We start from the raw sequence: 19,564 nt of genomic DNA, 5'->3' as shown, positions 1-19,564 counted from the left end.
CATCTTTGATATTTTGAATATTAATTTTGCTAAGTATTTCTTCCATACTTTCACGAGTGCTAGTGCCTTTTACTTCTATGGCTTCGAATGGTTTTTTATCTTTAGTTTGTTCTTCTTTTTCTTCTTGTTTAATTTCTTCTTTAGTATTTATTGCATTATTTCTTAAATTTTCTTTTTCTTTAACTCTAGCTTGTAATTCTTCAACGCTTGGCATTTTCTTACTATCTATATAACCTAAAGGAAAATCATCAGGCAAACCTAAAGATGGCATATTTAGTGAGTTTAGCGTTTTATCAAGCTCTTTTTTATCAATTTCTACCCAATTTTGTTTATATTCTTTGCAAATTTCTTCTACTAAATCAGGGTCTAATGCTCCAAACACACAATAACTTGCCTTTTCTCCAAGATTTAGATTTTTATCATTTATTGGATTATAAGTCGGATCGTTTTCTAGCTTTTGCTGAGCAAGTTTTAGATATTCTAAACTAGCCTTTCCATCTTCATAATAAGGTTTATTAGCTTGAATATCTAGGTTATCATTTTTTTTACTAATTTTAGTTGTTGGATATGTTATATAAGAATTAGCCGTTATTTTCATAATCATCTCCTTTATCATCTATATCAGCAAAATTAACAAAAACTTTAAAAATATAAAACTTATTTAAATTTCTTTTATTTGACTTGGGCGTGGTAAATTTGGCTTTAGTTCTTTTGTAATATTTGGCTTAATTATTAGAGCGTATCCACCTAAACCATCTTTATCCCATACGCTATAAAATTCTTTTTTAGAGCTTAGATATTCGCCAAAGCTTGGGTCATATACTTTCACAAAATCCCCATTAATATTATTTACCACTACAAAATGTGGAAATCTCGGGTCATTTTCAATCTTTACTATAAAAGGCACGAATATTTTTTCAAATATATTACGATTTAATTTATAAGCTTTTGCATTAAAACCCAATTTATTTAACGCATTATTTAATTCATTAAAACTTAGCATATTAGTATTTTTATCTAAAACTTCTAAAATATCTTTTTCACTAAAACGCTTGATATTTGTTAGATTTAGTAATGTCGCTATACTACTTGCCCCACAAGATTCTTCATAACTTTGTCTTACTACGGAGTTATTTTTGATTTGTCTATAAGACTTCACTGCAAACTCGGCATTAAGACAAGTTATAGTTATAAAGATTATTAGAATTTTTGCCATAAGCTAATACCAAACACACTATCAGGAGCAGCTGAACCACCACCAAAACTAGCGTTAAAACTGATACTTGTATCATCATTTATACTATAAGTTGAGCCTACACTATATGTTGGGATACTTCTTAGATTTGTATATTTTACACCATTGATTTTCTGAGCTGCTTGAAAACTCTGTGAAGCTTCTAAATCAAGCGTAATTTTAGGGCTTAATACTATACTAAGATTTGCACCAAAATTATAAGAATTTCCATAATTTATCGCTAGTTTATCAAAAGTCCTAGTATCATTATATGTAAATCCCATATAAATACCCCAAATAGCAGGGTCGCTATATCCTTTTAAGTTTAGCTTAGCTGAATGTGATTTAAAATAAAAACTTTTATTTGTATCAAGTGCTTTTTCTCTTTGTAATAATCCTGCTTGATAAGAAAAACTAAGTATTTTATCACTAAAACTATCAAATCTATAATTAAACCCAAGCCACAAGCTCTCAAATGAATAATGAGTTTCACTCATAGGCTTACCCGTAAAAAAATTACTATATTCATTTCTAGTAGCATTAGCGCCAATTGAAGTTATAAAATCAAGCTTGTTATTAAATGAATATATCAAAGTTTCATTCAAACTAAGCCTTTTATTATCAGTCCAAATCACAGGATCGCCTCCTATTATTAGACTTGGATAACTTGTGTAGATATTAGCATTCCCGCTAGTGATTAAACTAAGACTTGTAATGCTTCTAAGTCCGATTTGTCTTTTAAAAAGACTATCAATAGTAATAGCATCAGAGCCAAATAAAAAGCTTAAAGTAAATGCTATAAAAAATAACTTTTTCAAACTCTTCCTTTCAATTTAAAATATAAAATTTCAAACCCTTTTATCATATAAATTCTCGCCATTTTTATAGGCTAAAAATATAGCTAATAAATCTCTTTCATCTTTGATATTTTGAATATTAATTTTGCTAAGTATTTCTTCCATACTTTCACGAGTGCTAGTGCCTTTTACTTCTATGGCTTCGAATGGTTTTTTATCTTTAGTTTGTTCTTCTTTTTCTTCTTGCTTAATTTCTTCTTTAGATTGTGATATTTGCAAATCTTCGTCTGTATTAGAAAAAATACTTTTCATTAATTTATTTTTTTCTTCATCATTTATGCTATCTGAAGTTAATTTATCTAAATTTTTGAAAAGTTTATTTAGAGTTTTTACTAATTCTTCTGGATCAATGTCTGGAGATTTCTCCAATTCCAACCTTATATGCTTTACAACATCAGGGTCTAACGCTCCATACATACCATAAGTTAGCTTATCACGAAGACCTAAATTATTGTCATATAATGGTTTATAGGTCGGATCGTTTTCTAGCTTTTCTTGAGCTAGTTTTAGATATTCTAAACTAGCCCCATCATTTGCTTTATTTTGTGAGTTTTTATTATTAAGCGTATTTGCATAAGTATTTGAAAAATTATTTACTCCATTAACCATCATAACAAATCCCTATACTTTCATATCAAATAAACTTATATTTTTTTGGCTGTATTGTAAAGCCACTTGCAAAAACTCTTCAAATGTTTCATAACTATCTATATCTTTAGGAGCTTTTAGATTTTTACCACTTAGCATTTCATATAATAATTTTTGATATCGCTTCATAATACTTTCAAATTCTTTACCATCAAACCCATCTACATTTTGTAATTTTAATGAGCTAAGTTCTTTTGGCAAAGCTCCATAATTTAACCTATCCATAGGAGTAAATCTATCCTCTCCTATTTGCTTGGCATAATCAGTTCGCTCACCTTCTACCAAAAAATAATTACTACTAAGAGCTGCAATTAGTAAGCCACCTTTTGTATATTCGCTGTTTTCTGTTTTATAATGTTCTTCATGTGGATTCCAGCAAACTGAAGCAGAGTTTCTAAGCCATTTAGCGTAAATATTATCATCTCGTGTTTCATAATAATTAAAAACATTACCATCTGCACCAAAAATGGTTGATAATGAGTATGTGTCTTTGTGCTTTGAAAAAACATTAGAAAACTCTTTAGATTTAAAATAATTATTAAATTTGTCATCATTATCAAATATTTGAGTAACTTCTAAGGTGCTTTTTCTCATTTCATATAAATGTGGGGTGTTTGACAAAGTATCTTTAGAAAAACTATCGTTTGAGTTTAAAAATTCATCTCCTACAACTTGTCTTACAACATTATAAGCATTACCAACGCTTTTTGCTATATCAATTGATTTACAAATTTTATAAAGTGATATTGCATTTTCATTATGTTCTACTAAAGATTTTAAACTATCGCTATGTATTTTAAAATCTTCCGGAATACCTGCTGCTTTGTTAAAATCACTTGTAAAAAAGCCATCTTTATCAACTCCGTATCCTAATACTTCACCTACCTTTTTATCATCTGCTTTATTGTCTACTTTTTTAATCTCATTATTTGTTTCTTTTTTGCTTATATTAGTTATTTGATATGTTGAATAAGAATTTATTTTCATAATTATTCCTTTAGGTAGGGTTCTATTAGAACCCTAATGCAAAATTACCATGTATTCTCACTGTTTCTCTATAAATATAATTTTTTGCTTGTAAATTTTTTGCAGCACTTTCTACCCAAGAATTAATTATACCTCTAACTTTACCAGTTGTAAAATCAACAGCTCTTGCATTTAAACTATAACTGTAAGCTCTTCCAAATAATTGTGGTGTTTTTGTCTGAGTAAATGCTATTGCTGGTAATTCATTAGGCAATAAACCTTTTATTGAGTCACCAAAATTATTTTTTTCAATAATGTTTGGAGTATAATTATCTCCAAAATAATTATTATATCCAGCTATAGCAGTTTTCTTTAATTCATTTCTAGTATAATTTACTATAAAAATAGTTTGCAACATTGTTGAGTTGCTGATAGTAGTTCCTATATATTTAAAAGTATATCCACCACGAACTTCGCTCATTTGCTCTGGGTTTAATACCTTAACACCTAATGAATTATCGCTTATAGCACCTTTGCTAATATCTGCTAATAAATCATTAGCATTAGCACTTAAGCCTAAAACGGCAACTAAAGATAAAACTTTTAATGTTTTCTTAAACATTATCTCTCCTTTGTTTTAAAATAAAATCTCATAATACTTTAACTAATTTTAAATAAAACTTAATATTAAAAATATTATTAATATTTGTTACTTTTCGTAATATTTTTAAATAATTCATAATTTTAAATTCCTTTAAAATTAATGGAATTTGAAATAGGAATTTAAACTTTTATATCAAATAAACTTATATTTTTTTGGCTAAAACTAAAAGCTAATTTTAATAAATCTTCAAAACTCATTATATTAGATTCTTTACTAGGTTTTTCTATACCCATTAATTCTCTTATCTTTTTCATAAATTTTTCTAAAGTTTCCCTTTCTGCTTTGATTTGCTCTGGAGTTAAGACAAGATTATTATTTCCAGCTAAGGCACTTGTGATATTTTTCCCCTCAAAATCACCATCTTTTATAGGACTAAACATTAATTTTGAATATGTATCGTAAGAAGAAAAAGCACTTCTTTCTTTTAAACTCTTATCAAATCTATTAAATTTAACATAATCTTTTAGCCATCTTGGCATACGCTCAACTTCAGCACTTGTAAAGCCATTTTCACCCCTACTAATAAGCTGTGCTCCAAGTGCCATATCAAATGCATGAAAATCTTGCCTACTGATATTTCTATCATAACCGCTAAATTTACCATCATAAGTAGTCTCTGCTTCTATAACTGCTCTTATATCGCTTGATAAAAATCCCATAAGAAGCCCGCCTCTTGTAAATTCTCCCTTTTCGTTTTTATATCTATTCTCAGCAGGGTCAAAATTGCTTATATATAATTTATCTTCTTCTAATATTTCCTTACTACGAAAAACAGTGGTATTTGGCTTAGTTCTATCTTCATTTCTATAATGAAAAAACATACCACCAACATCTTCAGTTTTTTTATCAAAATTAACATTTGAAAACTCATATGGACTTTGCAATATTTTTGTCACTTCAAAAGTTCCTTTTTTGATAACATAACCTTGTGGAAATTGCTTTATATCTTCGGTATTAAAAAATTCTTTAGAGTTTAAAAAATCTTCACTTACAACTTGGCTAAAAAGTGTATAAGCGTTATTAACAGTTTTTGCTATATCAATTTCATAATACTTTCTATATGCTCTTAAAGAATTGTTATTTCTATCTACTAGATTTTTTAAAGTATCGCTGTGGATTTTATAATTATCCGGAATACCTGCGGCTTTATTAAAATCACTTGTAAAAAAGCCATCTTTATCAACTCCGTATCCTAATACTTCACCTACCTTTTTATCATCTGCTTTATTGTCTACTTTTTTAATCTCGTTATTTGTTTCTTTTTTGCTTATATTAGTTATTTGATATGTTGAATAAGAATTTATTTTCATAATTATTCCTTTAGGTAGGGTTCTATTAGAACCCTAATGCAAAATTACCATGCCTTCTAGCTGTTTCTGTATAAATATAATTTTTTGCTTGTAAATTTTTTACAGCACTTTCTACCCAAGAATTAATTATGCCTCTAGCTTTACCAGTTGTAAAATCAACAGCTCTTGCATTTAAACTATAACTATAGGCTCTTCCAAATAATTGTGGTGTTTTTGTCTGAGTAAATGCTATTCCAACCACTTCGTTTGGCAATACACCCTTTAACGAATCACTATAAGCATTTTTTTGAAAAATTGTAGGGCTACTACCTGAACTAAAATCAGTATTATATCCTGAAATAGCTTCAAGCATCTTTTCATTATAATCATACTCTACCTTAAAAATTGTTTGTAACATAAATGAATTATTAATAGCAGTTCCTACATATCTAAAAACATACCCGCCATGAACTTTATTCATCTCTTCAGTATTTAAAACTTTAACACCTAATGAATTATCACTTATAGCACCTTTGCTAATATCTGCTAATAAATCATTAGCATTAGCACTTAAGCCTAAAATGGCAATTAAAGATAAAACTTTTAATGTTTTTTTAAACATTTTTTCTCCTTTATTTTGAAATGAAATCTCATAATATCTTAAGAAATTTTAAATAAAACTTAATATTAAAAATATTATTAATATTTGTTACTTTTTGTAATATTTTTAAATAATTCATAATTTTAAATTCCTTTAAAATTAATAGAATTTGAAATAGGAATTTAAACTTTTATATCAAATAAACTTATATTTTTTTGGCTGTATTGTAAAGCAGCTTGTAAAAACTCTTCAAATGTTTCATAACTATCTATATCTTTAGGAGCTTTTAGGTTTTTACCACTTAGCATTTCATATAATAATTTTTGCATTAGCTTTTGCCACTCATCTTCTTTACCTATCTCATAGCGTTTTGTATTGTTTGGCTTTATCATACCCCAATCATCATCTGTGCGATACGGGTCAAATGGGTCGCTGTAGTCATGTCCCATTTGCTTAGCATAATTAGTTTTTTCACCTTCTACTAAAATATAATTATTATATAAAACAGCAGCTAAAAGTCCGCCTTTGCTATACTCGCCTTGCTCATTTTGGTAGTTTTCTTTATGTGGGTCGTAGATAAAACTACATATACTATCTAACCACGCATCATAATTATTTATAGGTGGTTCTTTTTTAAAAAAAATATCATCTTTTTCAAACAAGCCAGATAAATAATTAGTAGCTCTATATTTTGAATCAAGCCTACAATAATCTGTCATTTTTACATAGTCTTGATAATCTTCTAATTTATCAAAAGTCTTTGTAATAGTTAAGCTTCTTTTATCCATTTCAAAAAAATGTGAAGTTTTCCAAAGCTCATCAGAGCTAAAAAAATCCTTTGAGTTTAAAAACTCATCGCCTAAAACTCCTTTTAAAACTTTATAAGCACTACTTGCACTTTTTACTATGTCTATGTTGTGACGCATTTTGTATATTGGCGGGTTTGCTTGATTATTTTTTTCTACAAGAGAAAGCATTGTATCGCTATGTATTTTAAAATCTTCAGCAATTCCTGCTGCTTTGTTAAAATCACTTGTAAAAAAGCCATCTTTATCAACTCCGTATCCTAATACTTCACCTACCTTTTTATCATCTGCTTTATTATCTACTTTTTTAATCTCGTTATTTGTTTCTTTTTTGCTTATATTAGTTATTTGATATGTTGAATAAGAATTTATTTTCATAATTATTCCTTTATTTTAAATTATTTTATCATATAAATTCTTGCTATCTTTATATGCCATTAAAATAGCTAATAAATCTCTTTCATATTTGATATTTTGAATATCAAGTTTGCTTAAAATATCTTCCATACTTTCACGAGTGCTTGTGCCTTTTGCTTCTATGGCTTCGAATGGTTTTTCTTTAGTTTGTTCTTCTTTTTCTTCTTTTAACTTATTCTCATCATAAAAAGCTTTTAATTTTAAATATTCTTTTTTAAAGTCTTCTATGCTGATTTCTTCATTTGCAAACAACATTTCTAATCTATTATCATTATCTTCAAATGATTTTTTAAACTTTTTATCACTTAAAGATAGTTTGTCTATGGGATTTTCTTTTAAAAATTCTAAAAGCTCTTTTGAATCATCGTTATTTTGATAAAAAGCTCTTTGATATATTGAATTGTTTTCAAATTTAAACAAAGGTTGAACTTCTAGCTTAAGTGATACAACCCAAGCAGGATCACACTTATTTACTTTAAGAGAATCTTTTGTGCTTAATATTTCTTCGTTTGGGTCTTTTTCGTAAGTAATTATTCCTTTTAGCATTTCGTTTTCTAAGGCTTCATAAATCTTACTGCCTTTTTCGTAAGCTCCTATTTTACTAAGCACAGCATTTGGATCATATGTGCCCCATTCATCTTGTGGGGCGTCTTTTAAAATATTTGCGATTTGTTCTTTTAGATTATCTTTAGGAGTTTGAGTGGTTGGAATTTGATTTTTAATATTTGTTTGATAATTTACATAATTGTTATTTGTTATTTGCATTTTAAACCCCCGTTATTTTTCTATATCGGTAGGTTTAAAAAAATATTAATAGATATTTAATTTATATCTGAACTCTTTTATAAAAATCCTTAGCATTAGCTCTAAAATCATTTGAATAATTATTGTTTAATAAAGCATCTACTGCTAGGCTCTGGCTTAACTCTCTTACCTTTTCTTTTAATTTTTTCTCATCTTCAAACTTATCTAAATAATCTTGGATTTTTTCCTTGCTAAGTCCTGTTAATAATTCTAGCTTTGAAATATCTATGCCTTCATTTGGATTAAGCTTACTTAGTGCATCTTCTATAATCATTCTTTCTTTATATTCATCTTTAATCTTAGTTGCCCCACTATCGCTTACCTTAAGCCCTTGTGTGCCACCTAGAAAACTTACAAATAATCCTGCATTAGAAATCTCACCATCTTTTATATAAGGACTTAAATCAAAATTAAGCTTTCTGCTATTATTTACGCTTAAATCATAATCAAACTTAAAGCCTATTTGTAAAGCATTTTCCTTATTCTCATAATACTTATTGCCAACATTTGCGTGTGAATAATCAAATGTATAGCCATTATTGATTTTAAGTCCAACCAAATCAACATAATTTGGCATATTAGCAATATCATCTTTGCTAAACTCGGCTACATTTCCTACAATTTGCTCGTATAATCTAAATTGGTGTTTAATAGTGTCTGCGTAATCAATATTTTCATAAATATTATTAAAAATCCCAACTTGTGGCATAGTCATTAGGTTATTTTGCCTTGAGATTTCTTTTAGTGTGCTTGAATGGATTTTAAAATCATTTGGCAAGCCTGCAGCTTTGTTAAAATCAGCTCCTAAAAAGCCACTGCTATCAACGCTATAACCAAACTCGGTAGCATTGTAAATCTTAGCTTTTGTTAAATCTCCTTGCCAAGATATATTAGAATTTAGCTTAGTTAAATCGTGAGTATTATCAAATACCTTAAATCTTGAATTATTAAACCTATCTATAAAGATATTTGAAGCGTCTATTATGTCTTTATCTAGCGAATACTTAGCTTGAGTTTCTAGCTTAGGATTTACTCTTGCAAATTCGCTTGCAAAAATAGATGAAAATGATACACCTGCAGCCTTTTGAGCTTTTTGAAGTTTGGCTTCATCAAAAATTGAAATACTTTCTATTCTCATTTGATTTCCTTTTAATTTAATGTATTAAAAGGAAAGCAAAAATTATTCCTTAATATTTTGTTACTTTTTTACACAACTTATAAAAAATATAAGTATTTTTATTATTTTATTTAATATTTATAATTAAGATTAGCTTTAAAAAATTAAAAAGGATTATAAATGATGCAGATGCGTTAGCGTCTAGCTAAACTTTCTAGCTAGACGCAAAAATGAATAAAAAGCAAGCGTGGGCTAGAAAGAAAATGTAAAAACATTTTCTTTAATTGTTGTGCGGTAAGCACCTTAAAAATTAAAGGAAAACAAATGAAAAAATTATTAATATTTTTATGTTTATTAAGCTTAAATGCTGATGAAAAATTAATCAAAATCGGAGTAACTCCATATCCAACTGCTATGATTTTAGAAAATGTAAAAGACTTGGTTGAAAATCAAGGATACAAACTAGAAATCATAGAATTTGATAATTACATAGTCCCAAATTATGCTCTAAATGATAAAGAATTAGATGCGAATTTTACTCAAATTAGACAATTTTTAGAAAGCTTTAACGAAGAAAGAGGGACAAATCTAGTTAGTGCAGGAAAAATATTTCTAGGTCCAATGGCAGCGTATTCAAATACTATTAAAGATATTAAAGATTTACCTAAAAATGCCTTAGTTTATATACCAAGCGACCCTATTAATGGTGCTAGGGCTTTAGATTTACTAGCCTTAAATAATATAATAAGCTTTAATGAAGATGCAAAATCTAGCACAAAATCAGTATTAGATATTAAAGATAATCCATTAAAACTTACAATAAAAGAAATAGAAGCTCCACAACTAACAAGAACACTTAATGAATGTGATTTAGCAATAATTAATACAAATTACGCCCTACTAGCAGGACTAAATCCTATTAAGGATTCTATATTGCACGAAAGTAGCGATAGTGATTATGCTAGCGTTTTAGCTGTTAGAGCCAATGATTTAAATAGCCCTAAAACTAAAGCTTTGCTTAAGGCTATGAGAAGTGAAAAAATGAGAGAGTTTTTAAATACTAAGTTTAAAGATATATTAATTCCAAGTTTTTAAGGAGAATTTATGCTAAAAGCAAACAATCTTTCTAAAATATCATTTAAAAATCTTTATATTGAGCAAAAGAATTTGAGTGATTTTAAGAGTAAGGACGCAAGTGAGTGGGATAAAAAAGCTCAAAGTTTTAATGATTACGCAAAACACGAAGCTTATGTGAGAGAATTTTTAAAGCAAGTTGATTTTAGTGGGTGTGATAGTTTGCTTGATTTTGCTTGTGGGAGTGCTTTTTTAGCTAAGCACTCTTTAATAAACAATATTACTTTATGTGATTTTTCTCCTAAAATGCTTGAGTTTGCTAAGATAAATTGCCCTAATGCAAGGATAATTCAAGGCTCTTATGATGATTTAGATGGTAGTTGGGATTTGGTTTTTGCTAGTAGGTGTTTAGATGTTAATGACCTAGCAAAAGCATTGCAAATTCTTTTAAACTGCACGAAAAAAAGGCTATATTTTACATATAAAATCGATAGTTCTTACATACACGAAAAAATCATAAATGCCCTTGATTTAGACATAATTGCAACGCCTAATTATATTTACGCTGCAAATATTTTAAATGAGCTTGGGTATTTTTTCACTTTAAATAAAATCACTATAAAAAATCAAAATTATTATAAAACTTATGAAGATTTACAAAAAAGCGTTGAGTTTTCTTACAAAAAACTAAATGATATTCAAATTGAAAAACTAAAAAATCTATATGAAAACGATAAAGATTTAATCAAACAAGAATTAAGTTGGGCTTTATTTTGCGTAGAAAAATAAGCCCCCATTAAAGGGGCTTAAGATTATTTAAACTCTATTGTAAAGGTATTTTTAGTATTTGAAAGATACTCAAATCCTGCTTTAGGAACAAATTTTATAGTATCTTTTGTGTATGAAGAATTTGAAATATTATGAAAACTATTATTAATAAATTGAGTGCTGTTATAGGTTGGTATAAAGTCAATTTTAGACAATAAATCATCTAAAATAATATTATCTTTAATAAAACTTAATTTCCCATCTACCTCATCATAATACCCAAAATCATAATCTTTTTTAAATTCTAAAGCTTGATTAGTAGTATTAATATCTTTAAATATTAAGCCTGTATAAGCTATATCATAAACATTATTATAAGTTATATTAAACTCATCTTTACCATCTACATAGACACTGATTGTAACCTTTTGTAAAGGTCTTGGCTTGTCCTTTTTGAAAGTAAATTGCGTAGTATTTTTATAACTTGCCTCATCTTGCAAGTATTCGTTTAGATTAGATAATCTTGTATTTTCTCCTAAATTATTAAAAGCCAATTTAAATGCTTGATTTAAATCGTTTTTGCTAATATGTAAGGTTTTTAAATTGCCTTCATTTACTACTAAACCATTTAAATTGCCTACATCTATCATTAAATTTATATCATTTTTAAATTTTGTTGGAACAAATTTGTTATTAGAATTTGAACTTAACAAATAAAGATTATAAACCAAGCCCGCATTATCTCCTAGCATAAGTTTATCATAAGCTATATTTTTAATACCTATTGAATTGTCTTGATTAAGTTTGCATTTTTGCATATCTTTTTTGCAAGTTATATATTCGTTTTTAATAGCTTTTGTTTGTGATAAAAACTCAATATTTAAGGCTTTTTTAATAGGTATAAAACAAGAAATTTTTCCATTTTTTAAAGTATTTGCACTATCTAAATCAAATTCATCTTGAATACAAATATCTAATTCTTGGTCATGTTTTGTAAAATTAGTTTCTGCTAATTCTATTAAACCATCAGTAGCTAAAGGAAAATTAATATTTAAATCAAACTTACCATTATTTATAAAAGCTACTCCATATTTTTCTTTATTTCTTACACGATTGTCGTTAGCAAAAATTGTAATTTTATTATTTTCATTATTTAATAAGGCAAATTTTTTAGTAGTATTATCATAACTAATCACTAAATTAGCTATTCCAATTGCTAGATTTGAATAATTTTTCAATTCTCTTGATACAAAACTATTTAAAGTATTTTGAAATGCTTCTTGATTTAACGATGAAATGCCTAAACTAAATTCTTTAGGTCTAATAGCAAAATCATTGCTAGCAAAAGTATAGTTATAATTATCATTTATCATTTGTTCGCATACTAATTCATTGTTTTGATTAGTCTTTTCAAAATACTGATTATATTTAATACTTGTTTGTTTGATTGCTTGATTTGTCTTTATCCTAAGGATTAATTCATCATTTAATAAATACTTACCAGCACACGCACCTTCAGTGATTTTATCTATTTTAGAATTTGCATTATAGACATTAAGAATTTCAAAATTAGAATTAGGCAAAAAGTCAATATAAACTCTACTAATATTTGAATATTTATTGCTAAGCCCTATGAAATATTCTTCATTTTCTAGCATAGTATTTACTAATTTTGCCTTTTTTGCATTAGAGTTTTTAGCATTATTTATAATTACTTTTTCATTATTATTGGTATATAAAGTATATATATTTTGATAATCATTTACTAAAGGAATACCTACAGAACCTTTGATTATACTTTTACCACTTTCTTGAAATATAGGTCTTTCAAAACCCCTAATTCTTTCTGTAATTTCAATATTTTTTTGATTAATTAAACAATTGCCTAAATTAAAAACCAATTCTTTAGTATTTTCTACTAGATTTAATTGGCATTTTGATTGTTTGCTACCACTCATATAATATTTAGCATCAGCTTCTCTTTTTAATAAAGCTTTATTTCTATCCTTTAAATAGATTTTTTCATTTTTAATTTCTAAATTACTAGCGTCTGGATAAAAACTTAATTTAATTTCGCCTTTAGCTATCGCATTTAAAGCTCTTAAATTAATACTAAATTTAACTTCTTCTCCTGCGAATGTTGATTCATATATACCCTTTCTAACAAGAGAGCTTTTATGAATACTATAATTTGTAATCAAATCACTTGAATAATACTTACTATTTTGATGAGAATATTTAAAATTACTAGACCTAATTACATTCTTACCTAAATTACTTGTATCATAAGCAAAAATATCAAAAATATAGCACTTACCTTCGTTTTGTCTAGGTAAAGGATATGATGAGTATTCATTATATGCAGCTCTTAAATTCTTTAAAAATGCCTTTTCCTTAAAAATATCACTATAAAAAATATGAGAATTTTTAGCTTGCATATTTCTTATTTGCTTAAATCTGTCTTCCCAATCACTAGTCATATTAACACTTGGATTTGCTATTATGTAGTTATAAAAGTCGTTAATTAATTTATTATCTTCATTATTTGTAGTTTTTATAGGACTTTGGTCAATTAGATAATAAACAGCATCATTTAAAGTCTTTTTATATTCTATTTTAATTCTACCAGTAGTATCCACTGAATACAATTTATAAAGCTCTTCTATATATGTTTTAATATTATTTTTATTTTCTACTATAAATGAAAAACTATCTTGATTAGAATTAATTAAGCTCTTATAAGAATTATCATCAGCACTTGATGAATAAAATTCTAATGTATTTGGATTTGCTTTAGCATTGATTATATCTAAATACCCCCCCCCGTTGAGCTTTTTATCGTTATTTAGACAATATACAATTTTATCATTTTTATTTTCTGTTTTTATTCCTAAGCTAGAACATAATTTTAAATAATCTCCTAAAAATCCATTATAACCATTAACATTACCTAAAGATGGATTTAATAAACAATCATTTATTTGTTTAGAATAATTTTTATCTTGATAAGCATATACAATACCGAACTTTAATTCATCTGCAAAAATTAGCAAATTAAATAAAAGTAATACAATAATTTTCAAATAAAGCTCCCAAGATATATAAAATTTTTCTTAGTTTAGCATAAATTTTTTGTAAATTATAAGAAAAATTTGAAGATTTTTAGAATTTAAAATATGAAAATTCTTCTAGTTAAATTGGCGGTAAATAAATTTAGGAGTAAAATAATCTTTTATCAAAAAGGATAGATTATGAATAAAAATACCTTGATTTTAAGTTTTATTATTGCTTCAAGATTTTTTGGGCTTTTTATTGTTTTACCTGTGATTAGCTTGTATTCGCATAAGTTAAACGGAGCTAATGATGTATTGGCTGGACTTATTGTTGGAATTTACGCAATTTTTCAAATGATTTTTAGTGTGCCTTTTGGAGCATTAAGTGATAAAATCGGTCGTAAAAAAACTATGCTTATGGGACTAATAATCTTTATAATAGGTTGTTTAATTTGTGCAAGTGCAAGTGATATTTATACAATGCTTGTTGGTAGGGTTTTACAAGGTATGGGAGCAATTGGCGGGGTTGCTACTGCTATGATTGCTGATTTAACTAGTGAAAAAGATAGAGCAAAAGCAATGGCGTTAATGGGTGGAGCTATTGGACTTAGCTTTGTTGTAGCTATTATTTTGGGTTCTGTTATTGCTAGTTTTTTAGGGCTTGGGGCTTTATTTTATATAAGTGCGATTTTAAGCATTTTGTGTATTGTATTATTAGCCTTTTTACCTAAAGAAAAAGAAATTATAAAACAAGAAAAAATCCCTTTTAAAGAAGCATTCATAAGTGCTAATTTAAACAAACTTTATCTAACTTGCTTTTTACAAAAAATGCTAAGCTCAAGCACCTTTATGCTAATTCCTTTAGCTTATGTAAATATATTTCATAAAAATAGTGATAATTTATGGATTATTTATAGCGTAGCTATGTTTTTTGGCTTTTTGGCTATGGGAGTTGGTGGAGTTATTGGCGAGTCAAAAGGCAAAAGTAAGACTATATTATTAAGCGGAGTTGCATTATTTTTCCTATCATATTTAATATTTTTAAGCTCTAGTTATTATTTATTTTTCTTAGCTGTTGTTTTATATTTTATTGCATTTTGTCTGCACGAGCCTATTATGCAAAGCTCAATTTCTAAGATTTGCAAAGCTAGACAAAAAGGTTTAGTATTAGGATTTTCAAATTCTTGCGGATATTTTGGCTCGTTTTTAGGAGCGTTTTTATGTGGGATTTTTATGCACGCTGATTTGGAAAATGAGTTTTTAATGCTGATTGCTTTTGTTTGTGCTATTTGGTTTTTTATCCTAAAAACTATGGATAATCCTAATGATTTTAAGACTTATAAATCTAATAAAGCTCCTTTAAAAGAAAGCGAATTTGTTATAGATATTAATAAAAAAGATGATATTTATTTAATCAAATATAATTCTAAAAAATTAAGCGAAGAAGAATTACAAAAATTATTTTAATAGATTAAAAAAGGTATAAATTATTAATTTATTACCTTTTTTATATTTTCAAATTCTAATGATTTAACTCATAAACAATCTAAAATCAAGTTTTTCGTGAGCTAACATTCCTAAATCTAATTCGTGATGAGTAGAAAACAAATGATATTTATTTAAATCATTTTCATCTAATAATTGCAAACTAAAAAATCCTTTTTCTATAAAACTTTTAGCAATTTGCATTGATTTATCAGCAGAGCGTTTAGCTAAATCTAAATTAATATGTAATAACTCGCTTGATTTTTTATAAGATAATGGTATAGCACGAGTTGCATTTTGAGTTAGTGTTTTTATACTTGAATATGCGTATTCAACAGCCATATTTTGCCCTAAAACACTAAAAGCAATAGCAGGATTGCAAAATTCATCGTTCTCACAAGCCTTATAATACCAACTTGCATATTCATCGTGCATAAATTCTGTATTTTTTAAAGTAGCTCTTGCCATACTAATACCTGCAGCCTTGCATTCAGCACTAGCCATTGATGAATTAGCTACTTTTGCTAATTTTAATAAACTTAATTTTTTACCCTTTAAACCACAAGCAATAGCATAAATAGCACCATCGCTAGTAGCAAATACATCTAGCATATAACTTTCTAACCATTTTTGAAAGCTTGAAGCGTCTTTTACAACGCCCCAAGAAATATAGCTTTCTAAACCAAAACTATGCGAATAAGCACCATTTGCAAAGGCACTATCAAATAAAAACTGCCCTAACATTAGTGATGATGACTCGCGTGTTTTAAAGCATGACGCAAAACTTTTTGCGTTTTTTCATAGCTTACTTGATTTTCTTCTAGCCACTCAATTATTAAATAATCATCTTCAACTATCATAAAACCATCTTCAAAAACAGCAGGCATATGTCTATTGCCTATTGAATGAGCTACAAAACCCATTTGCATCATATCTTTTGGCTTAATCAAAATTACACTCTGTGGCAAACATTCTATTACAAAAACTCTCTTATCATCTTCGCCTAAAACATCGCCATTATGAAAATGACCATTATCTAGGCTTATGCCAATTTCTACTCCACTATCACTTGTTAAGCGAAGTATGTGTTTTAATCTATCATCAGGCGAAACTTTTACATTATCTATCATTTTGCCTTTAGTATCATAATCTTTTATATTGCCTAGTATGGTTTTTACTATCATTTTTTCTCCTAAAATAAATAATATCTTTGAGTTAGTGGTAATTCTGTAGCTGGTTCGCTATATGCAACTTCTCCATCAACTGTTACTACATAAGTTTGTGGATCAACTTCAATTTTTGGAGTTGCATTGTTTAATTTCATATCAGATTTTTTAGCACTAGCTGCACCTTGTATTGGTAATACTTGTTTTTTAATTCCGTATTCTTTAGCAACATTTGCATCTACTGCCATTTTGCACATAAAACTATAGCAAGTTTCGTGTAATGCAACACCTAAAGCACCAAACATTTTTCTATGCATTACTGGTTGTGGAGTTGGAATTGATGCGTTGCTATCTCCCATTACTGAATGTAAGCAAAATCCACCTTTAATTATTAATTTAGGTTTAGTTCCAAATGATTTTGGATCCCATAATACTAAATCAGCGATTTTACCAACTTCAACACTACCTACATAAGTAGAAATTCCTGCTGCTATTGCTGGATTTATTGTATATTTTGCAATATATCTTTTAATACGCTCATTATCAGAATATTCACTATCATTACCTAATGCTCCACGCTGTATTTTCATCTTATGAGCTGTTTGCCAAGTTCTACTTACAACTTCACCAATTCTTCCCATAGCTTGAGAATCACTACTCATAATTGAGATTACACCCATATCGTGCAATACATCTTCAGCACCGATTGTTTCTTTTCTAATTCTACTATCAGCAAAAGCAACATCTTCTTTAACATTTTTGCTTAAGTGATGGCAAACCATTAACATATCTAAATGCTCTTCAATAGTATTAACTGTAAATGGCATTGTTGGGTTTGTTGAAGCTGGTAAAATATTTGGCTCACCTGCTAATTTAATAATATCAGGAGCATGACCGCCACCAGCACCTTCTGTATGGAATGTATGAATAGTTCTACCATTAATTGCTGCTTTTGTATCTTCTACGCAACCATATTCATTTAATGTATCTGTGTGAATACCTACTGATACATCAGCAATCTCTGCAGCTTTTAATGCGTTATCAATAGCACTTTTTGTAGTTCCCCAGTCTTCGTGAATTTTAAGTCCTGCTGCACCTGCACGAAGTTGTTCTAAATTCACTTCTACATTAGAACCATGACCTTTAGCATAAAGACCTATATTAATAGGTAAATCATCAGTGCCTTGAAGCATTCTTTTTATATTAAATATACCAGGGGTGCAAGTTGTAGCCTTAGAACCATCGTTTGGACCTGTTCCACCACCAAATAAAGTAGTAATACCATTGCTTAAAGCTTCATCAACTTGTTCAGGATTTATAAAATGTATATGAGTATCAATCCCACCTGCTGTAACTATAAGACCTTCTCCTGCAAGTGCTTCAGTGCCAACTCCAGTTACAAAGTCAATATCATCAGTAATATCAGGGTTTCCACCTTTACCAATTGCGTGGATTTTTCCATTTTTAATACCTATATCTGCTTTATAAATACCTGTATAATCAATTATAAGTGCATTTGTAATTACTAAATCAACTACATCTTTATCTAAAAATCTTGAGTTTTGACCCATACCATCACGAAGAGTTTTTCCACCACCGAATTTGCACTCTTCGCCGTATTTTGTATAGTCTTTTTCAACTCTAGCAAAAAGATTTGTATCAGCTAATCTTATACTATCACCAGTAGTTGGTCCAAAATGAGATGCGTATTCTGCTCTAGTTATTTTAAACATTATTGCTCCTTATTTATCTAATTTACCATTGATTTTGCAATTTTGTCCCCAAACTTCACGACTACCTGCTAAATCAATTAACTTAACACTTTTTTTCATACCTGGTTCAAAACGAACTGCAGTTCCACTAATAATATCTAAACGCTTTCCACGAGCTTTTTCTCTATCAAATTCTAAAAGTTTATTTGTTTCATAAAAATGATAATGAGAACCTACTTGAACTGGTCTATCTCCTGTATTTACAACTTCAATTTCTATACTTTCACGACCTTCGTTGCAAACTATATCACCTTGTGCATAAATTATTTCACCTAATTTCATAATTCCTCCTTAGTTAATTGGATTATGGATAGTTACTAATTTAGTTCCATCTTTGAAAGTAGCTTCAATTTGAACTTCATTTACTATATCAGCAACACCTTCCATAACTTGGTCTTTGCGTAAAACATTTTTACCTTCGTTCATAAGGTCGCTTACGCTCTTACCTGCTCTTGCACCTTCCATTACATAATCACTTATAATAGCAATTGCTTCAGGGCAATTTAACTTAAGACCATTGTCTAAACGCTTTCTAGCAACTACTGCTGCATAGCTTAATAAGAGTTTTTCTTGCTCTTTTTTTGTTAATGTCATAATTTCTCCTTTACAAAATTAGTTTTATAAAATTATTATATTTTTATTGTCTTGCTAAGATTAACTTCATACCTCCTTTATGCAAAAAATTGCTTTTAATATCATTAATATATTTCATAGCTAAATCATTATCATCTGATGAAATTCTAATAATATTAGTATTATTAATAATACTTGAATGAGCTTTTAAATTATCATTATGAATTGTTTTAAATTCCACATCGCCTTTTATAATCAATGTATAAAAAT

General features: G+C 28.0%; 21 protein-coding genes. 3 read left to right on the top strand and 18 right to left on the bottom strand.

Annotated features, from left to right (window positions below):
• From KJQ99_RS04420 to KJQ99_RS04370, 11 genes are all read right to left on the bottom strand, one after another.
• The coding region (locus KJQ99_RS04420; RefSeq protein WP_214150146.1) for a hypothetical protein at positions 1–598 on the bottom strand (598 nt) is incomplete at its 3' end.
• Between the two features lie 63 nt (positions 599–661).
• Positions 662–1,216 (bottom strand): cysteine peptidase family C39 domain-containing protein, encoded by a 555-nt coding sequence (locus KJQ99_RS04415; protein ID WP_214119685.1) that lies wholly within the window; start codon positions 1,214–1,216, stop codon positions 662–664.
• Positions 1,201–2,052, bottom strand: a complete 852-nt coding sequence (locus KJQ99_RS04410; protein WP_214119684.1) for a hypothetical protein — start codon at positions 2,050–2,052, stop codon at positions 1,201–1,203. The genes KJQ99_RS04415 and KJQ99_RS04410 overlap by 16 nt, the downstream gene beginning before the upstream one ends.
• Before the next feature lie 30 nt (positions 2,053–2,082).
• Positions 2,083–2,703: a hypothetical protein gene (locus KJQ99_RS04405; protein WP_214150145.1), complete on the bottom strand. Its 621-nt coding sequence runs from the start codon at positions 2,701–2,703 to the stop codon at positions 2,083–2,085.
• Positions 2,704–2,712: 9 nt separating this feature from the next.
• Positions 2,713–3,726, bottom strand: a complete 1,014-nt coding sequence (locus KJQ99_RS04400) for a Cj0814 family flagellar-dependent secreted protein (protein ID WP_214150144.1) — start codon at positions 3,724–3,726, stop codon at positions 2,713–2,715.
• Between the two features lie 25 nt (positions 3,727–3,751).
• A complete protein-coding gene (locus KJQ99_RS04395) occupies positions 3,752–4,327 on the bottom strand; it encodes a hypothetical protein (protein WP_214150143.1) in 576 nt (191 codons plus the stop codon).
• A 161-nt stretch (positions 4,328–4,488) separates the two neighbouring features.
• Positions 4,489–5,679: a Cj0814 family flagellar-dependent secreted protein gene (locus KJQ99_RS04390; protein ID WP_214119001.1), complete on the bottom strand. Its 1,191-nt coding sequence runs from the start codon at positions 5,677–5,679 to the stop codon at positions 4,489–4,491.
• A gap of 25 nt (positions 5,680–5,704) precedes the next feature.
• Entirely contained in the window at positions 5,705–6,280 is a 576-nt protein-coding gene (locus tag KJQ99_RS04385; protein ID WP_214150142.1) for a hypothetical protein, read from the bottom strand.
• Between the two features lie 161 nt (positions 6,281–6,441).
• Positions 6,442–7,443, bottom strand: coding sequence for a Cj0814 family flagellar-dependent secreted protein (locus KJQ99_RS04380; protein WP_214150141.1), 1,002 nt, complete (start codon positions 7,441–7,443; stop codon positions 6,442–6,444).
• Positions 7,444–7,458: 15 nt separating this feature from the next.
• Positions 7,459–8,247 (bottom strand): hypothetical protein, encoded by a 789-nt coding sequence (locus KJQ99_RS04375; RefSeq protein WP_214150140.1) that lies wholly within the window; start codon positions 8,245–8,247, stop codon positions 7,459–7,461.
• A 61-nt stretch (positions 8,248–8,308) separates the two neighbouring features.
• Complete coding sequence (locus KJQ99_RS04370; RefSeq protein ID WP_214150139.1) at positions 8,309–9,424, bottom strand: Cj0814 family flagellar-dependent secreted protein; 1,116 nt, start codon at positions 9,422–9,424, stop codon at positions 8,309–8,311.
• 303 nt (positions 9,425–9,727) lie between these two features.
• Between KJQ99_RS04370 and KJQ99_RS04365 the strand changes: the two genes are divergently transcribed.
• Positions 9,728–10,498 carry a MetQ/NlpA family ABC transporter substrate-binding protein gene (locus tag KJQ99_RS04365; RefSeq protein ID WP_214119677.1) on the top strand — a complete coding sequence of 257 codons (771 nt, stop codon included), beginning with the start codon at positions 9,728–9,730 and terminating at the stop codon, positions 10,496–10,498.
• Between the two features lie 9 nt (positions 10,499–10,507).
• Positions 10,508–11,266 carry a class I SAM-dependent methyltransferase gene (locus tag KJQ99_RS04360; RefSeq protein ID WP_214150138.1) on the top strand — a complete coding sequence of 253 codons (759 nt, stop codon included), beginning with the start codon at positions 10,508–10,510 and terminating at the stop codon, positions 11,264–11,266.
• Positions 11,267–11,289: 23 nt separating this feature from the next.
• On the opposite strand, the gene KJQ99_RS04355 is transcribed toward KJQ99_RS04360, so the two are convergent.
• A complete protein-coding gene (locus KJQ99_RS04355) occupies positions 11,290–14,328 on the bottom strand; it encodes a hypothetical protein (protein ID WP_214150137.1) in 3,039 nt (1,012 codons plus the stop codon).
• 168 nt (positions 14,329–14,496) lie between these two features.
• On the opposite strand from KJQ99_RS04355, the gene KJQ99_RS04350 reads away from it, so the two are divergent.
• Complete coding sequence (locus KJQ99_RS04350; RefSeq protein ID WP_214150136.1) at positions 14,497–15,765, top strand: MFS transporter; 1,269 nt, start codon at positions 14,497–14,499, stop codon at positions 15,763–15,765.
• A 63-nt stretch (positions 15,766–15,828) separates the two neighbouring features.
• Here KJQ99_RS04350 and KJQ99_RS04345 read toward each other — a convergent pair whose 3' ends face one another.
• The 6 genes from KJQ99_RS04345 to KJQ99_RS04320 form a co-directional block, all read right to left on the bottom strand.
• On the bottom strand, positions 15,829–16,527 hold the full coding sequence (locus KJQ99_RS04345) for an urease accessory protein UreF (RefSeq protein ID WP_214118754.1): 699 nt from the start codon (positions 16,525–16,527) through the stop codon (positions 15,829–15,831).
• Complete coding sequence (locus tag KJQ99_RS04340) at positions 16,527–16,967, bottom strand: urease accessory protein UreE (RefSeq protein WP_214118756.1); 441 nt, start codon at positions 16,965–16,967, stop codon at positions 16,527–16,529. The genes KJQ99_RS04345 and KJQ99_RS04340 overlap by 1 nt, the downstream gene beginning before the upstream one ends.
• 8 nt (positions 16,968–16,975) lie before the next feature.
• Complete coding sequence (gene ureC, locus KJQ99_RS04335) at positions 16,976–18,682, bottom strand: urease subunit alpha (RefSeq protein ID WP_214118758.1); 1,707 nt, start codon at positions 18,680–18,682, stop codon at positions 16,976–16,978.
• Between the two features lie 9 nt (positions 18,683–18,691).
• Positions 18,692–19,003: an urease subunit beta gene (gene ureB / locus KJQ99_RS04330; protein WP_214118760.1), complete on the bottom strand. Its 312-nt coding sequence runs from the start codon at positions 19,001–19,003 to the stop codon at positions 18,692–18,694.
• Between the two features lie 9 nt (positions 19,004–19,012).
• Positions 19,013–19,315, bottom strand: a complete 303-nt coding sequence (locus tag KJQ99_RS04325; protein WP_214118762.1) for an urease subunit gamma — start codon at positions 19,313–19,315, stop codon at positions 19,013–19,015.
• Positions 19,316–19,358: 43 nt separating this feature from the next.
• Positions 19,359–19,564: hypothetical protein (locus tag KJQ99_RS04320; protein ID WP_214150135.1), on the bottom strand; the 206-nt coding region annotated here is incomplete at its 5' end.

It is taken from the genome of Campylobacter sp. 2018MI13 (assembly GCF_018501135.1).
In the GTDB taxonomy this organism is placed as follows: Bacteria; Campylobacterota; Campylobacteria; order Campylobacterales; family Campylobacteraceae; genus Campylobacter_E.
The sequence above is the reverse complement of the archived record's forward strand: the minus strand, read 5'-3'. Positions and strand labels throughout refer to the sequence as shown.

Coding starts and splice junctions, on each gene's coding strand:
- KJQ99_RS04415 (WP_214119685.1), bottom strand. CDS start 1,216: ATGGCAAAAATTCTAATAATCTTTATAACTATAACTTGTCTTAATGCC.
- KJQ99_RS04405 (WP_214150145.1), bottom strand. CDS start 2,703: ATGATGGTTAATGGAGTAAATAATTTTTCAAATACTTATGCAAATACG.
- KJQ99_RS04400 (WP_214150144.1), bottom strand. CDS start 3,726: ATGAAAATAAATTCTTATTCAACATATCAAATAACTAATATAAGCAAA.
- KJQ99_RS04395 (WP_214150143.1), bottom strand. CDS start 4,327: ATGTTTAAGAAAACATTAAAAGTTTTATCTTTAGTTGCCGTTTTAGGC.
- KJQ99_RS04390 (WP_214119001.1), bottom strand. CDS start 5,679: ATGAAAATAAATTCTTATTCAACATATCAAATAACTAATATAAGCAAA.
- KJQ99_RS04385 (WP_214150142.1), bottom strand. CDS start 6,280: ATGTTTAAAAAAACATTAAAAGTTTTATCTTTAATTGCCATTTTAGGC.
- KJQ99_RS04380 (WP_214150141.1), bottom strand. CDS start 7,443: ATGAAAATAAATTCTTATTCAACATATCAAATAACTAATATAAGCAAA.
- KJQ99_RS04375 (WP_214150140.1), bottom strand. CDS start 8,247: ATGCAAATAACAAATAACAATTATGTAAATTATCAAACAAATATTAAA.
- KJQ99_RS04370 (WP_214150139.1), bottom strand. CDS start 9,424: ATGAGAATAGAAAGTATTTCAATTTTTGATGAAGCCAAACTTCAAAAA.
- KJQ99_RS04365 (WP_214119677.1), top strand. CDS start 9,728: ATGAAAAAATTATTAATATTTTTATGTTTATTAAGCTTAAATGCTGAT.
- KJQ99_RS04360 (WP_214150138.1), top strand. CDS start 10,508: ATGCTAAAAGCAAACAATCTTTCTAAAATATCATTTAAAAATCTTTAT.
- KJQ99_RS04350 (WP_214150136.1), top strand. CDS start 14,497: ATGAATAAAAATACCTTGATTTTAAGTTTTATTATTGCTTCAAGATTT.
- KJQ99_RS04345 (WP_214118754.1), bottom strand. CDS start 16,527: ATGTTAGGGCAGTTTTTATTTGATAGTGCCTTTGCAAATGGTGCTTAT.
- KJQ99_RS04340 (WP_214118756.1), bottom strand. CDS start 16,967: ATGATAGTAAAAACCATACTAGGCAATATAAAAGATTATGATACTAAA.
- ureC (WP_214118758.1), bottom strand. CDS start 18,682: ATGTTTAAAATAACTAGAGCAGAATACGCATCTCATTTTGGACCAACT.
- ureB (WP_214118760.1), bottom strand. CDS start 19,003: ATGAAATTAGGTGAAATAATTTATGCACAAGGTGATATAGTTTGCAAC.
- KJQ99_RS04325 (WP_214118762.1), bottom strand. CDS start 19,315: ATGACATTAACAAAAAAAGAGCAAGAAAAACTCTTATTAAGCTATGCA.